Origin of the sequence: Microbacterium sp. CGR1 (assembly GCF_051062835.1) — a bacterium.
GTDB lineage: Bacteria > Actinomycetota > Actinomycetes > Actinomycetales > Microbacteriaceae > Microbacterium.
The window spans coordinates 1,957,278-1,971,900 of sequence record NZ_JAOTPG010000001.1; the positions used below are offsets into that span (position 1 = coordinate 1,957,278).

General features: G+C 70.8%; 16 protein-coding genes. 8 read left to right on the forward strand and 8 right to left on the reverse strand.

Features of this window, described 5'->3' with window-relative positions; translation table 11 throughout:
- Nucleotides 1–80 precede the first annotated feature (80 nt).
- Together OD997_RS09765 and OD997_RS09770 are read right to left on the reverse strand one after the other, a co-directional pair.
- Nucleotides 81–1,811, reverse strand: coding sequence for a cation:proton antiporter (locus OD997_RS09765; RefSeq protein ID WP_434331388.1), 1,731 nt, complete (start codon nt 1,809–1,811; stop codon nt 81–83).
- Between the two features lie 81 nt (nt 1,812–1,892).
- Complete coding sequence (locus OD997_RS09770; protein WP_056517520.1) at nt 1,893–2,177, reverse strand: MerR family transcriptional regulator; 285 nt, start codon at nt 2,175–2,177, stop codon at nt 1,893–1,895.
- A gap of 122 nt (nt 2,178–2,299) precedes the next feature.
- Here OD997_RS09770 and OD997_RS09775 point away from each other — a divergent pair, with 122 nt between their 5' ends.
- The 7 genes from OD997_RS09775 (at nt 2,300) to OD997_RS09805 (ending at nt 6,678) form a co-directional block, all read left to right on the forward strand.
- Nucleotides 2,300–2,722, forward strand: coding sequence for an Hsp20/alpha crystallin family protein (locus OD997_RS09775; protein ID WP_056517523.1), 423 nt, complete (start codon nt 2,300–2,302; stop codon nt 2,720–2,722).
- 56 nt (nt 2,723–2,778) lie between these two features.
- Nucleotides 2,779–3,015 carry a DUF2795 domain-containing protein gene (locus tag OD997_RS09780; RefSeq protein ID WP_056517528.1) on the forward strand — a complete coding sequence of 79 codons (237 nt, stop codon included), beginning with the start codon at nt 2,779–2,781 and terminating at the stop codon, nt 3,013–3,015.
- A gap of 64 nt (nt 3,016–3,079) precedes the next feature.
- Nucleotides 3,080–4,120, forward strand: a complete 1,041-nt coding sequence (locus tag OD997_RS09785) for an LLM class flavin-dependent oxidoreductase (RefSeq protein ID WP_434331389.1) — start codon at nt 3,080–3,082, stop codon at nt 4,118–4,120.
- Nucleotides 4,121–4,205: 85 nt separating this feature from the next.
- The gene (locus OD997_RS09790; RefSeq protein WP_056313719.1) at nt 4,206–4,415 is read left to right on the forward strand and encodes a hypothetical protein; all 210 of its coding nucleotides are present in this window, start codon (nt 4,206–4,208) and stop codon (nt 4,413–4,415) included.
- 66 nt (nt 4,416–4,481) lie between these two features.
- The gene (locus OD997_RS09795) at nt 4,482–5,747 is read left to right on the forward strand and encodes a molybdopterin molybdotransferase MoeA (protein WP_434331390.1); all 1,266 of its coding nucleotides are present in this window, start codon (nt 4,482–4,484) and stop codon (nt 5,745–5,747) included.
- 5 nt (nt 5,748–5,752) lie between these two features.
- Complete coding sequence (mobA, locus tag OD997_RS09800) at nt 5,753–6,397, forward strand: molybdenum cofactor guanylyltransferase (RefSeq protein ID WP_434332367.1); 645 nt, start codon at nt 5,753–5,755, stop codon at nt 6,395–6,397.
- The gene (locus tag OD997_RS09805; protein ID WP_434331391.1) at nt 6,394–6,678 is read left to right on the forward strand and encodes a DUF6457 domain-containing protein; all 285 of its coding nucleotides are present in this window, start codon (nt 6,394–6,396) and stop codon (nt 6,676–6,678) included. Before mobA ends, OD997_RS09805 begins: the two co-directional genes overlap by 4 nt.
- A 104-nt stretch (nt 6,679–6,782) precedes the next feature.
- On the opposite strand, the gene pheA is transcribed toward OD997_RS09805, so the two are convergent.
- Nucleotides 6,783–7,733 carry a prephenate dehydratase gene (pheA, locus tag OD997_RS09810; RefSeq protein ID WP_434331392.1) on the reverse strand — a complete coding sequence of 317 codons (951 nt, stop codon included), beginning with the start codon at nt 7,731–7,733 and terminating at the stop codon, nt 6,783–6,785.
- 62 nt (nt 7,734–7,795) lie between these two features.
- Here pheA and pgm point away from each other — a divergent pair, with 62 nt between their 5' ends.
- Nucleotides 7,796–9,439, forward strand: a complete 1,644-nt coding sequence (gene pgm / locus OD997_RS09815) for a phosphoglucomutase (alpha-D-glucose-1,6-bisphosphate-dependent) (RefSeq protein ID WP_434331393.1) — start codon at nt 7,796–7,798, stop codon at nt 9,437–9,439.
- A gap of 21 nt (nt 9,440–9,460) precedes the next feature.
- Here the strand turns inward: pgm and OD997_RS09820 are convergent, their stop codons facing one another.
- From OD997_RS09820 to OD997_RS09840, 5 genes are all read right to left on the reverse strand, one after another.
- A complete protein-coding gene (locus tag OD997_RS09820) occupies nt 9,461–10,561 on the reverse strand; it encodes a glycerate kinase (RefSeq protein ID WP_434331394.1) in 1,101 nt (366 codons plus the stop codon).
- A complete protein-coding gene (locus OD997_RS09825) occupies nt 10,558–11,616 on the reverse strand; it encodes a LacI family DNA-binding transcriptional regulator (RefSeq protein WP_434331395.1) in 1,059 nt (352 codons plus the stop codon). Before OD997_RS09825 ends, OD997_RS09820 begins: the two co-directional genes overlap by 4 nt.
- An 83-nt stretch (nt 11,617–11,699) precedes the next feature.
- Nucleotides 11,700–12,458, reverse strand: a complete 759-nt coding sequence (locus tag OD997_RS09830) for a sugar phosphate isomerase/epimerase family protein (RefSeq protein ID WP_434331396.1) — start codon at nt 12,456–12,458, stop codon at nt 11,700–11,702.
- A gap of 132 nt (nt 12,459–12,590) precedes the next feature.
- Entirely contained in the window at nt 12,591–13,454 is an 864-nt protein-coding gene (locus OD997_RS09835) for a sugar phosphate isomerase/epimerase family protein (protein ID WP_434331397.1), read from the reverse strand.
- The gene (locus OD997_RS09840; RefSeq protein WP_434331398.1) at nt 13,451–14,623 is read right to left on the reverse strand and encodes a dihydrodipicolinate synthase family protein; all 1,173 of its coding nucleotides are present in this window, start codon (nt 14,621–14,623) and stop codon (nt 13,451–13,453) included. The genes OD997_RS09835 and OD997_RS09840 overlap by 4 nt, the downstream gene beginning before the upstream one ends.

Here is a 14,623-nt window from a genome sequence, read left to right on the forward strand (position 1 = left end):
CCTCTTCGGGGCGGGGCGCTCGTGCGTGCTGCGGGTGCATCCCGGGGGCTGTGCGTCGGGATCTCCGAGCGAGACTGCCGCTATGCGCGGCCCTGCTGGCGCGTGGCGCCGCGCGTGTCGAGCGCCAGCTCCTCGGCATCCATCGCGGTCATCAGCTCACGCATGACCTCCTCGTCGAGGTTGCCGGCGTCGCGCTCCGCGAGCAGGATGTCGCGGCGCACCTGCAGCCACCCGCGAGACAGGGCGACGAGGTCGTCGTACGACGGTCTGGCCGCGGCATCCTCGACCTCCTGCGCCTCGTCGGTGTCCTTCTCGACCCTGGTCATGCGCTTGGTGAATCCGTCGAAGACGCCGAGGTCGACCTCGCCGTACTTCTGCTCCCACTCGATGCGCTTCTCGGCCAAGAACTCCTTGCCGGCCTTGCGGCTCTTCTCCCTGACCTCGGCGATCGCCCTCTCATCGTCTTGATCGTCGACATCGCTGGCGATGCCGAGCCCACGGATCAGCAGCGGCAGCGTGAGCCCCTGCAGCAGCAGGGTGCCGACCGTCACGATGAAGGCGACGACGACGATCGCATGCGACGGCTCGGTGTCGAGGGCGGCGAGATCGGCCGCGGCGAGCGCAGTCGCAAGCGTGACCACGCCGCGCATGCCCGCCCACGAGATCACGGCGTTGTCCTTCCAGGTCAGTTGGAGCCCCGCCATGCGGTCGCGCACGATCTTCGAGCGCAGCTCTTCCGCGCTGTAGTCCTTCCAACGTTTCGATTCCCTGCGCCGCTCGTCGAAGGCGCCGGACTCGACCGTGCGATCCCAGCGCTCCAGCCGTCTGCGGTCCTGGAAGTTCGCCCACCCGTTCGCCGGGTACACGTAGAGCGGCCGCATGATGAGCACGACCAGCAGCACGGCACCCGACAACAGCAGGATGCGGCCGACCTCCTCGCCTCCGAGGTCGCTGAGGACGCGGGGGAACTGCAGGCCGATGTAGGCGAACACGAAGCTCTCGAGCAGCAGGTCGGCCGACAGCCACAGCGGCGTCTCCTGCTGGCGGGTCGTGTAGTCGGTGCGCGGGGAGTTGTACCCGACGTAGAGCCCCATCGCCACGACGGCGAGCACACCGGATCCGAGCAGGTGCTCGGCGATCGCGTAGGCGCCGAAGGGGGCGAGCAGGCCGAAGGTGCCGATCACGACGGCGTCGTTGATGCGCATGCGCAGCTGGTGCAGCACGATGCCGAAGACGAGTCCGATCGCGACGCCGACCCCGACGGCGAGCAGGAACTGCCCGATGCCGTCGACGATGCCGACGGTGGCGCCGGCGATGATCGCCGCGAACACCCGGTACAGGGTCAGCGAGGTCGCGTCGTTGATCAGGCTCTCCCCCGAGAGCACCGTCATGATGCGCCGGGGCAGACCCAGCTTGCGACCGATCGCGGCCGCCGAGACCGCGTCGGGCGGCGCGACGATGGCGCCCAGCAGCAGCGCGCCCGGCAGAGTCAGCGACGGCAGGATCCACCACGCCACGAGCCCCACCGCGAGCGATGTGAGCAGCACGAGAGTGATGCCGAGTCGACGGATCTGCGGGAGGCTGCGTTTGAAGCCCACGAACGACACGTCGAGGGCGGCCGAGTACAGCAGCGGCGGAAGCACGAGATTCAGCAGCAGGTGGCCGTCGATCTCGACGTCGGGCACGAAAGGCAGGAAGGATGCCGCGAGCGCGACCACCGTCACGAGCAGCGGTGCCGGCCAGCCGCGCCATCGGGCGATCGCCGCCACGACGACAGCACCGACGAGCACGTAGAAGATCTCGGCATCCATGCCTTTTAAAGTACTGCCCGTCGGCCCGGGAACGGGGTCGCGGGTGCGGGGTCGCCGGTGCGCGGGTGCGGGGTCTCCGGGTCAGTCCCCGCCGTCGGCGAGTTCGTCGCGGAGCCCGGCGTTCTCGTCCTCGAGATCGAGCACGCGGCGGATGCCGACGATGTTGATCCCCTCGACGCGCAGACCCGTCACGCGGCGGATCCGTTCGAGGTCGTCGTCGCTGTACCGGCGGGTGCCGCCGTCACTGCGCGCAGGAGTGACGAGACCCTTCGCCTCGAAGAGACGCAGACTCGCCTCGGGGACGCCGCTGAGCTGGGCGGCGACGGCGATGCCATAGACCGGCATCGCCGGATCACGATCAGCCATCGGAACCTCCTTCTTGCGGCACTTGCATTCTATCGGGAGTTGTTCTATAAAAAATCTATAGCAAACGGTGCAGATAATCTGCACCACCGATGCCCACCTGGGCCACATGAAAGGAGACACTCATGGCCATGTCATTCGATCCGTTCAGTCAACTCGACCGCTTCGCCGCGAGCGTGCTGGACTCGGTCCGCGCACCGCGTCTCATGCCGGTGGACCTCTTCCGCGACGGCGACAGGTACGTCCTGCACGCCGATCTTCCCGGCATCGATCCGGGCTCCATCGACGTCGACCTCGACGGCGGACAGCTCACGATCCGTGCACAGCGCACGGCCGACGGGCGCGAAGGCGTCCGCTGGCTCGCACGCGAACGCGGAGCAGGCTCGTTCCTCCGTCAGTTCTCGCTCGGTGACGGAGTGGACCTCGACGCGATCAGCGCCTCGTACGAGAGCGGCGTGCTGTCGGTGATCATCCCGGTCAGCGAGAGGGCGAAGCCCCGCAAGATCGAGGTCGAGTCGAGCGACAACCGACAGTCGATCGCCGCCTGACAGCACGGGGCCGGGGCACACCCGGCCCCCACTTCCTCCTCTGGAAAGGACGACCCATGCACAACTCCGCTGCACTCGACCGCTTCCTGCGCGGGATGGAGTACCCGGCGACGCGCGACGACCTGTTGCGCGAAGCAGCCCGTGACGGTCTCGGCTCCGACGATCGAGCGGTGCTCGCTCGGCTTCCCGAGCAGAGCTTCAGCGCGGCCTGGCACATCCGCTACCACGTCGCACGCCACGCTCTGGCCGAGGAGTTCTCGCCGTCGGCATCCTCTTCCCTCGCCGCAGCGTGACGACCCACCGGGCACGATGAGGCGGGCGGGAATTCCCCGCCCGCCTCCGCCGTTGCATCCGGGGATGACTTCCACCGCGCTCTCCGTCCTCGACCTCGTCCCGGTTCGCACCGGGCAGACCAGTGCCGAGGCGATCTCCGCCTCTCTGTCCCTCGCGGCCACCGCCGACCGGCTCGGCTATCGCCGCTACTGGTTCGCCGAGCACCACAACATGCCCGCCGTGGCATCCACCACTCCCCCCGTGCTGATCGCCGCAGCAGCGATGCGCACGACGCAGATCCGTCTGGGCTCCGGCGGCGTCATGCTGCCCAATCACGCTCCGCTGATCGTCGCCGAGCAGTTCGCCGCCCTCGAGGCCATCGCTCCCGGCCGCATCGACCTGGGCCTCGGCCGGGCTCCGGGCAGCGACCCCGTGATCACACAGCTGCTGCGTGGATCGGGCACGACGAGCGATGTCGAGCAGTTCCCCCGCAACGTGCAGGACATCGCCGCCCTCCTCTCGGGCGAGGGCGCGACCGTGCGCTTCACGTCAGGTGGCGAGTACACGGTGCACGCGACGCCCTCTGCCACCGGCAGCCCCGAGGTCTGGCTGCTCGGATCCAGCGACTACTCCGCCCAGCTCGCCGCATCGCACGGCCTGCCGTACGTCTTCGCGAACCACTTCTCGGGGCAGGGCCTCGAGCGTGCCCTCGACCTCTACCGCACCGGATACCAGCCGAGCGAGGAGCACCCCGAGCCCCGCACATTCCTGACGGTCAACGTCGTGGCGTCCCCCACTCAGGAGGAGGCCGAGGCCCGCGCGCTCCCCCAGCTGCGCATGATGTCGCGCCTGCGCCTGAACAAGCCGCTGATCGCGCTCGAGACGGTCGAGGAGGCACTGGCCGCCGAGCCGGATGCCGCGACCGACCAGGTCGTCGAGGCCGCCCGCTCCCGCTGGTTCGTCGGAACGGGCGAATCCGTCGCCGAAGAGGTGCGCGCGTTCGCGACGAAGTGGGGCGTCGACGAGGTCATGCTGTCGCCCGTCGCGGGTGCCTACGAATCCGAGCCGCGAGACTCCGCCGCCGGCCGCGCCCAGACTCTGGAGCTCATCGCCGCGGCGCTCTGACCGACTGCGAGCCGACACCCGCGTCAAGGGCTGGTATTCCGGTGCGCCTGGGCGTAGCGTCACGAGCAACGGAAGGGGTTCGATGATGAGCACGACCAAGACCCTGGCACTCTGGGTGGCGTACGGCACGAACGGTGTCGCCGGCAGCATCCGACACGACGATGAGGGGTACACCGTCGTCATGGCGGGCTCCGATGCGGCGACGGGCACGTACCCGAATCTCGCGTCGGCGAAGGGCGCGCTGCACTCGCACATGTCGCCGGGCAGCGCCTGGCCCATGTTCCGCGAGCACTGACCCAGACGGGGAGGGCGGGGCGCAACGGTCGCGGGGTCATGCCCGCGACCGTCGTACGCTGACTTCATGCGTATCGCCCCGCTTGCCGTGACTCCCGCCATGCGGACGGTCGACGAGCATCTCGCGACGGTGCTGGCGTCCGTGGTCGAACTCCCGCACGAGTCCGTGCTGGTCGACCGTGCCCAGGGGCGAACCCTCGCCGCGCCGGTGCACGCCCGGGTGGATGCACCGCTGTTCGACAACTCCGCGATGGACGGATACGCCGTGCGCTACCCGGACGTGGCCGCGGCATCAGCTGCGCATCCGATCGCGCTGCGAGTGATCGCCGATCTGCCCGCCGGGTCGACCGCCGAGCCCGAGCTCGGCCCGGGCGATGCGGTCCGGATCATGACGGGTGCTCCCGTTCCGCGCACGGCGACCGCGGTGGTCCCGTTCGAGCACACCCGAGACGGCCTGCAGGGCATCGACGCTCCCGTCGTGGTCACCAGGGCCCCTGCCCGCGAAGGAGTCCACATCCGCCGCCGGGGCGAGGAGATGCGGGCGGATGCCGAGGTCTCCCCCGCCGGCACCGTCGTCGGCCCCTTGCAGATGACGGCCTTCGCGGTGGTCGGCGTCGAGAGCATCGTCGTGAGACGACGGCCGCGTGTCGCCGTCATCTCGACGGGCAGCGAGCTCGCGCCCGCCGGCGGGATGTTCGCGCACGGCCAGATCCCCGAGTCCAACTCCGTGCTCCTGTCATCGCTGTGCACGCAGGCAGGTGCCGAAATCGTCTCGGTCGAGACGGTGACGGATGAGGATGCCGCGTTCGAGGCGCTGCTCGCACGCGCGCTCACCCGGGCCCACGCGGACGTCGTGGTCACCTCGGGTGGGGTCAGCGCCGGTGCCCACGAAGTCGTCAAGAACGTGCTGCGTGATCGCATCGATTTCGTCGCCGTGGGCATGCAGCCGGGCAGGCCGCAGGCGTTCGGCCGCATCGACGACACCCTGGTCTTCGGCCTCCCCGGCAATCCGGCCAGCGTCGCGGTGTCGTTCGAGGCGTTCGTGCGGCCGGCGCTTCTCGCTCTGCAGGGGCGCGAGCCGCTGCACCGCCCAGTGCTCCGCCTCGCAGCCGCGACCGGCTGGCGCAGCCCGGCTGGGCGACGGCAGTACGTGCCGGTGACGCTCGACCGCTCGGACCCGGCCGCCTGGTCGGTGCGCCCGGCTGCCGCGGACGGGTCGTCCGGTTCGCATCTCGCCGCCGGGCTGGCGCGAGCGGACGCCTACGCGGTCGTTCCCGAGGACGTCTCGGCAGTCGCCGCGGGCGACCCGGTCGACGTGATGCTGCTCTCGTGAGCACGATGCCGGAGACCCCGTCCGCAGCGATCATCCTCGCGGGCGGCCGGGCCTCTCGCCTCAGCGGCGCGGCCAAGCCGCTGCTCGACATCGACGGACGCACGCTGCTCGACCGGGCCGTGGCCGCCGTCGCCGGCTGCGCGCCGATCGTCGTGGTCGGCCCGCCTTCACCCCTGCAGGCCGACGTCGTGTGGACACGGGAGACGCCCTCCTTCGGGGGCCCCGTGGCCGGCATCGCCGCCGCACTCGCCCTGATCGACACAGCGGAGGTATACGTCCTCGCCGCCGACCTGCCGAACGCCGAGGCGGCCGTCGCGGTGCTGCGACAGCATCCGCCGCTCTCCTCGAACGCGGACGAGAACCAGAACCAGGACGGCATCTGCCTGACCGACGCCGCGGGACGGGTGCAGTGGCTGCTCGGCCGCTATCGCACCGCTTCGCTGCGCAGGGCCGTCGTCGCGCTGCCCGATTCGGGGCACGGCGCCTCTGTGCGCGCGCTGCTCGAAGGCCTCGCCCTCACGACACTTCCGGCCGGTGACCTGGCGACCGACGTCGACACGTGGGACGATCTGGAACGCGCCCGCGCGATGATGTCGACGCCCCGCCGCGACGACGCGATCGCGAGTGCATCCGACGAGGAGACGACATGACAGACAACACGCAGCAACTTCCGGTCGAAGCGCTCGACGACTGGACCGCCGCCGTCTGCGCGGCACTCGACATCGATCGCGAGTCGGTCGACATCGCACTGCTCCTCGACCTCGCCCGTGACGTCGCGCACGGCGTCGCCCGCCCGGCCGCGCCACTCAGCGCCTACCTCGCGGGCCTCGCGGCCGGTCGCGCCGGCGGAACCCGCGACGACACGGCAAGGGCGGTCGCCGCGATCACCGGGCTCGCAGAGACCTGGCGCGCATCCGAGACGGGTTCGTGAAGTTCTCATCGGGGACCGCCCCGATGTGATCGAGAAAGTGATCGAGAAGTGCTCGCCCTGGTGCAGCGCGGGTCTGCGCTGTCTGAGCGGCCGCGCGAGCCGTGTCAGTCTTCGGGTTCGCCCGAGAGGATGCCGCGCAGCCAGTCGCGCGCCTCGACGAAGATGTCGTCGGCGTATCGCTCGGGGTACTGCACGATCTGCCGGTCGGCCCTCGGGTACGAACCGAGGAACACCACGCGGGGGCTGAAACGGCGGATGCCGAGCAGGGCGTCGGCCATGCGCTCGTGCTCGATGTGCCCGTCGGCGTCGAGCACGAATCGGTAGCGGCCGAGCTCGTCACCGATCGGACGCGACTGGATGAGCGAGAGGTTGATGCCGCGGGTCGAGAACTGCTCGAGCATCTCGAGCAGGGACCCGGGGTGATCGTTGGGCAGCTCGACGATCAGCGAGGTCTTGTCGGCGCCGGTCGGAGCCGGTGCCGTGGTGGTGCGGGTCACGAGCACGAAGCGCGTGACGGCCTGGGCGTTGTCGCCGATGTCCTCGGCCAGCACGTCGACATCGAGGTGCTTCACGACGCCGGGAGCGGCGATCGCGGCCTGCGCGGGAAGACCGCCGTCGAGCATGCCGACTGCCGAGGCCACGTTGCTCGCCGCTGGCACGTGCGAGTGGGTCGGCAGATGCTCGCCGAGCCAGCTGTGGCACTGCGCGTAGGCGACGGGGTGGGCCGCGATGACCTGCACGTCGGCCAGCGTGGTGCCTCGGGGCGCCACGAGCACGAAGTTGACCGGCACCAGGTACTCGCCGATGATCCGCAGGCCCGGCAGCGTGGCCAGAGCATCCTGCGTGGTCGAGACGCCGCCCTCGACCGAGTTCTCGATCGCGATCATGGCGGCATCGCTGCGGCCCTCGAGCACGTCGGCGAGCGCCTCGCCGACGTTGTGCACGGCGCGCCAGTCCTGGCCTCGCGCTTCGGCGACCTGTTCGAGCGCCGCTTCGGTGAACGTTCCGGCAGGGCCGAGATAGCTGTAGGTGCGGCGTTCAGTCACGCGTTTCACCTTAGGGCACGGGTGGGACGCAAGAAGATGCGCGGATGCCGAGATGGGGGCAGACTGTCTGCATGACGAGCCGTGCCGGTCTACCAGCCGAAGAATCCGATCTGATCGATGTCGATGAACTGATCGCCGCCTATTACGACCGCGTCCCGAATCCGGAGGTCGCCGCCGAGCGGGTCGCGTTCGGGACCAGCGGGCACCGTGGCTCCTCCCTCTCGAACAGCTTCAACGAGAACCACATCCTGGCCACCACCCAGGCGATCGTCGACTACCGGGCGGGTCAGGGCATCACCGGGCCCCTCTTCCTCGGTCGCGACACCCACGCCCTGTCGCTGCCGGCCGAGCGGAGCGCCATCGAGGTGCTGGTCGCGAACGGCGTCGACGTGCGCGTGGACTCGCGCGACTCGTGGGTGCCGACGCCCGCGCTCAGCCACGCCATCCTCACCTTCAACCGCGACCTCGCGCCGGATGCTCCCGGCCGCGCCGACGGCATCGTCGTGACTCCGTCGCACAACCCGCCCCGAGACGGCGGCTTCAAGTACAACCCTCCCCACGGCGGACCGGCCGACACGGATGCGACGGGCTGGATCGCCGACCGCGCCAACGAGCTGATCGCCGGTGGCCTGGTCGATGTGAAGCGCGAGCGCTTCGCCGACGTCGACTGGGATGCCGTGCCCGGCTACGACTTCCGTGACGCCTACGTGCGGGATCTCGCCACCATCATCGACATCGACGCGATCCGCAACGCCGGCGTGCGCATCGGCGCCGACCCGCTGGGTGGCGCCTCGGTCGAGTACTGGGCGCTCATCAAGGAGGTGCACGGCCTCGACCTCACCGTCGTGAACCCCGAGGTCGACCCCACCTGGCGCTTCATGACGCTCGACTGGGACGAGAAGATCCGCATGGATCCGTCGTCGCCCTCGGCGATGGCCTCGCTCGTCGCCAAGAAGGGCGACTACGACGTCCTGACCGGCAACGACGCGGATGCCGACCGCCACGGCATCGTCACCCCCGATGCGGGGCTGATGAATCCGAACCACTACCTCGCGGTCGCGATCGACTACCTGTTCTCGCACCGCGCCGAGTGGCCGCGCGACGCCGCGATCGGCAAGACCCTCGTGTCGTCGATGATCATCGACCGCGTCGCCGAGTCTCTCGGACGCCGGCTGCTCGAAGTGCCGGTGGGCTTCAAGTGGTTCGTGCCGGGGCTGCTCGACGGATCCGTGGCCTTCGGCGGCGAGGAGTCGGCCGGAGCCTCGTTCCTGCGCAAGGACGGCACCGTCTGGTCGACCGACAAGGACGGCATCCTGCTGTGCCTGCTCGCGGCCGAGATCATCGCCGTGACGGGCAAGACGCCGTCGGAGCGGTACGCCGAACTGGAGGAGGCCTTCGGATCGTCGGCCTACCAGCGTGTCGACGCGCCCGCGACCCCGGCGCAGAAGGCGACGCTGGGCAAGCTGGCGCCGGATGCCGTCTCGGCGACGACCCTCGCGGGCGAGGAGATCACGGCCAAGCTGTCGCACGCTCCCGGAAACGGTGCCGCGATCGGCGGCCTCAAGGTGCAGACCGAGCACGCCTGGTTCGCCGCGCGGCCGTCGGGCACGGAAGACGTCTACAAGCTGTACGCCGAGAGCCTGCGTGGCCCGGAGCACCTCGCCGAGGTGCAGGCCGAGGCTCGCGCCGTGGTGTCGGCAGCGCTCGGCGGCTGAGTCTCGCCGATGCTCGCTCGGTCAGACCGACCGGGCGAGCAGCGCCCCGGCGTCGCGCAGCCAGCGGGCGGGTTCCGCGAGTGCGGCATCCGACGACCCTGCGATGTCGGTCAGCGAGGCGGATGCCGCGAACAGCGCCGTGTCCGAGTCGTCCGTGATGCGCCCGGCGGCGAGCAGAGCCGTCGCCCGCGCCGAGGCCGCGAGGCCCGCGATGAACGAGGGCACCTTGCCGTCGCCGGACTGACCGTCGAACGAGCCTTCGCCCGTGATGACGACGTCGGCCTCGGCGATCGCATCCGCGAGTCCGATGAGCTCTGCCACCTCGGCTGCTCCCGGTGCGAGCGTCGCACCCCACACGACCAGCGCTCCGCCCGTGCCTCCGGCGGCGCCGGTGCCGGCCAGAGCGGCGTCGAGGGTGAGCAGGTCGGCGAGGCGGGCGAGCGCGGCATCCACCTGCGTGATGTCGCCGGCGACGAGGCCCTTCTGCGGCCCGAACACCGCTGCCGCGCCACGCGGCCCGATGAGCGGATTCGTCACGTCGGTGAGCACCCGCACCTCCGGGGCCGTGCGCAGACCGGAGAGATCCACCGAGGCGATGTCAGCGAGGCCCCGCGCACCGCGCGCGACCGGGTCGCCCGCGACGTCGACGAAGCGGGCGCCGAGAGCCGACAGCATCCCGATGCCGCCATCGGTCGACGCGCTCGATCCGATGCCGACCACGAGACGCGAGACACCGTGGTCGAGGGCCGCGGCGATGGCCTGGCCGAAGCCGGTGGTGTCGGCGTCCCACGGGCGCAGCTCGTCGAGCAGCTCGATGCCCGAGGTCGACGCCAGATCGACGACCGCGGTGCCGGCGGGAGCCTCCGTCGTCGGCGGAAGCAGCAGCCAGCTCGTCTCGATGCGGGCACCGGCAGGGCCGTCGACGACCACCGGGACACGGCGAGCGCCGGGCACCGCGGCCTCGAACGCCGCGACGGTGCCCTCCCCTCCGTCGGCCATCGGACGATGCACGAACGTCGCGGTCGGATCGATCGACGCCCAGCCCTCGGCGAGGGATGCCGCCGCATCCGCCGCGGTGATCGTGCCCTTGAAGCTGTCGGGAGCGAGGACCACCCGCGTCATCGGGCGATACCGGGGGTGCTCGCGCGCACGGCCACCTCGAGCGGCAGTGCCGCCTGCTCCCAGTCGGCGTCGACCGTCGCGCGGAAGGCCTGGTAGCCGACCTCGCTGAGCGGCACGCGCACGGTCGTGAGCGCGGGGGTCACGTCGCTGCTGGAGGGGACATCGTCGAAGCCGCACACCGCGATGTCGGTGCCGATCTCGCGTCCGGTGTCGCGGATCGCCGCCATGGCGCCGATCGCGACGACGTCGCTCATGCCGAACACGAGGGTCCCCGGCTCGACGCCGTCGGCGAGCGCGGCGCTCATCGCCTGCACGCCCGACTCGCGGCGGAAGTCGCCGCGGAGCACGCGGTCGATCGCGCCGCCGCCGGATTCGAAGCCCGCACGGAATCCGGCGAGACGCTCGTCGGAGGTCAGCACGCCCTCGGCCGCAGCGATCGCGATGGCCGAACGGTAGCCGAGAGCCGCCATGCGCCGACCGAGCTCCTCGGCTCCGGCGCGGTTGTCGATCTCGACGTGCCGGTTCTCGGCGCTGCCCGCACCGAAAGTCACGACGCGCCCGCCGAAGCGGGCGTACTCGGCCAGCTCGCGTGCGGTATCGGAGTCGGTCGGCTCGTTCGTGCGGGAGGCGGCGAGGATGAGCCCCTGCGGCCGCTGTCCTCTGAGAGCCCGCACGATGCGCGCCTCGCGGGCCGGATCGCGCTCGGTGATCGCGATCGTGACGACGAGCCCCTGCTCGTCGGCTCCGCGGGCCACACCGGCGGCGATCAGACCGAAGTACGGGTCGGCGATGTCGGCGACCAGCAGCGCGATCACAGGAGAGGAGCCGCGGGCCGTCGCCTGCGCCGACGCATTGGCCGTGTAGCCGAGCTCTGCGGCGGCCTGCTCGACCTTCTCACGGAAGGATTCGGCGACCTTGCGCTCGGATCCGTTGAGGACGCGGGATGCCGTCGCGAGCGAGACACCGGCCTCACGGGCGACGTCGTGCAGGGTCGGGGCGGCGCCTCGCGCGTGGCGCGGCTGACGCACGCGGGAAGGGCTTTCCGGCTGGCTCATGCCCCGAGCATACTGCGGGGGGACCACGAGTCCGGGGAGCGGAGGGGCATCATGCAGCGGCGCGTCAGGGCGGGCACCGGACCTCAGATCGACAGGTATGAGCGGAGAGCTGCGGCCTCGCCTCGCAGCAGCGCCGGGTCGTCGCCGGGGACGAACTCGAGCAGCGCGTCGCGCGGCGGCCGAGAAGCCGCCAGCGCCTCGGCGAAGAAGCGCGTCCACAGCGCATCCCTCGCCCGAAGCGGCAGTCGCTCCTGCGTGGGCCACCAGGAGAAGACGTGAGCGGCGGTGGTGTGCGCGGCGAGATCGCGATATTCGCCGATCACGGTGTCGACGGTCGCGGCGACCGTCGGCTGCCAGTAGGTGCTGAGTGCCGGGCTGTTGACGTCGGCGAGCAGCCGCAGCGTGGTGGGCGCCGTGTCGGCGAGCGTGCCCGAGTGGAACTCGAGCGCGAGGCCGATGCTCCGCGCCTCCGCCTCCGCTGCCGCATCGCGCAGCCGGGCGACGATCTCGGCCCAGTGCTGGTCCGATGCGTCCGAGGATCCGAGGTGCCCCGCCCAGACGCGCACCCGGTCGACGCCGAGCGCCTCGGCGCTGTCGAGGACGGGCGTGAGCTCCTCATCGGCCCCTGCCCGGAAGTACGACCCGTACGAGCACGACGTCAGCCCGGCATCCTCCGTCTCGGTGGCGACCTGCGCCGCCCGCTCGATGTCGCCGGCCGGCACGTGCACGTCGGCACCCCACTCGATGACCTCGAGCCCGGCTTCGGCTGCGAGTCCGATGACCTCCTCGGTCTCGAGCGAACGGAAGGTCACCGAGCAGAGCCCTGGGCGGATCTTCGTCATGGGTTCATCCTCTCAAGGGGGCGGCACGGGCGTCTCGGGGGTTGCATCGCGCAGTGTCTCCGCCTACGGGTGGCACACCGAGCCCCGCGGTGGCATGATCTCGCCACCGCGGGGGCCACCCGGCACGTCCCGTCAGCGCAGATGCGGCGAGACCGCGGCCCCGAAGGTCTCGGCCGTGCGCCGCACGACGTTCTCGGGAGCATCCGCCCAGATGTCGGCGTTGAAGATCTCGACCTCGATGTCGCGGTCGTACCCTGTCTCGATCACGGCGCGCGTGAGCGAGCCGAAGTCGATCACGCCGTCGCCCGTGTAATGCCGCGACAGCAGCACGTCGGCGGCGAGCGGGGTCTTCCAGTCGCACACCTGGTACGTCGCGATGCGGTCCTCGCGACCGGCGCGCGCGATCTGCTCGAGCACCTGCGGATCCCACCAGATGTGGAACGTGTCGACCGCTGCGCCCACCACATCGGCGTCGAAGTCGGCGGCGATGTCGAGCGCCTGGCCGAGCGTCGAGACGACGGCGCGGTCGGACGCGTACATCGGATGCAGCGGCTCGATCGCGAGCGTCACGCCCGCCGCCTTCGCATCGGTCGCCAGCACGCCGATCGCGTCGCGCACTCGCTCACGCGCGCCGATCAGGTCGCGGGAGCCGGCGGGCAGTCCCCCGGCGACGAGCACGAGCACGGCGGTCGATCCCTCGGCGCCCGCGGCGGCGAGCGTCGCGGTCTCCTCGATCGCGCGGCGGTTGTCGTCGAGCGCGGCGACGCGCTCCGGCCCCTCGGGGAGGGTGAAGAAGCCACCACGGCAGTGCGTCGTGAAGCGGAGCCCAGAGTCGGCGAGCATCCGTGCGGCGACGTCGAGTCCGACCTCGTTCACGGGTTCGCGCCACAGACCGATGGCCTGGATGCCGGCATCCGCCGTCACCCGCAGCGCGGTCGCGAGATCGGCGTGCTTGATCGTCGCCTGGTTGATCGACAGGCGAGGGTCGACGGTCATGCATCCACCCCGTTCAGGCGCAGCACCCCGTGCCAGCGCTCGCGCGCGAGTTCCGGGTTCTCGAGTGCGAGCGAGGCGTTCGCCAGCTCGACGATGCGGCTGAGGTGCGGAAGGCTCCGCGCCGAGTGCAGCCCGCCGACCATCTGGAAGGCGGGCTGGTGCCCGTTGAGCCACGCGAGGAAGGCGACGCCCGTCTTGTAGTAGAACGTCGGAGCCGCGAACACCTGACGACTGAGCTCTTCGGTCGGACCGAGGATCTCGAGGTAGCGCGTGGGGTCCCCGTCATCCAGCGCCTGGATCGCCGCAGACGCGACCGGAGTGATCGCCGCGAACGCGCCGAGCAGCGCGTCGGAGTGCCCGTCGCCCTGCCCCACGGTGTCGCCGCCGATCAGGCCGACGTAGTTGAAGTCGTCTCCCGTGAACATGCGTACGCCCTGCGGAAGGCGCTCACGCACCGAGATCTCGGACTCGGCGTTCAGCAGGCTCATCTTCACGCCCGCGACCACGTCGGGGTTCTCGGCGATCACGTCGAGCAGCACCGCGGATGCCGTCTGCCAGTCATCCGCCCCGAAGTAGCCGGCGAGTTCAGGATCGAACGCCGTTCCGAGCCAGTGCAGCACGACCGGCACCGTCGCCGATGCGAGCACCTCGCGGTACACGCGACGGTAGTCATCGGCGTTCTCCGCCACGCGGGCGAGGTGGCGCGAGGCCATGAGCACGGGACCCGCCCCCTGCTCCTCGGTGAAGTGCAGTTGCTCCTTGTAGGCGTCGATCACCTGGTCGAGCGAGATGTGCGACTCGGCGACGTGGTCGGTGTTGACGCCGACCACGACCGAGCCGCCCTCTTCACGAGCGACCTCGGCGCTGCGCGAGATGAGCTCACGCGTCGCGGCGGCGTCGAGGCCCATGTTGCGCTGCGCGGTGTCCATGGCGTCGGCGACGCCGAGACCCCACGAGTACACGTTGCGGCGGAACGCGAGCGTCGAGTCCCAGTCGATGTCGGCAGGCTGCCCCGGGGTGTTGTCCGCGTGCACCTTCGGCACCACGTGGGCGGCGGCGTAGGCGACGCGGCTCTGCAGCGCGGAGGTGGGGCGGGCGTACCCGCCGCCCTCGCGCAGCTCGGCATCCGTCACCGCGCCCGCGGCGTCGAGAAGTCGGAGAGTGGTCAT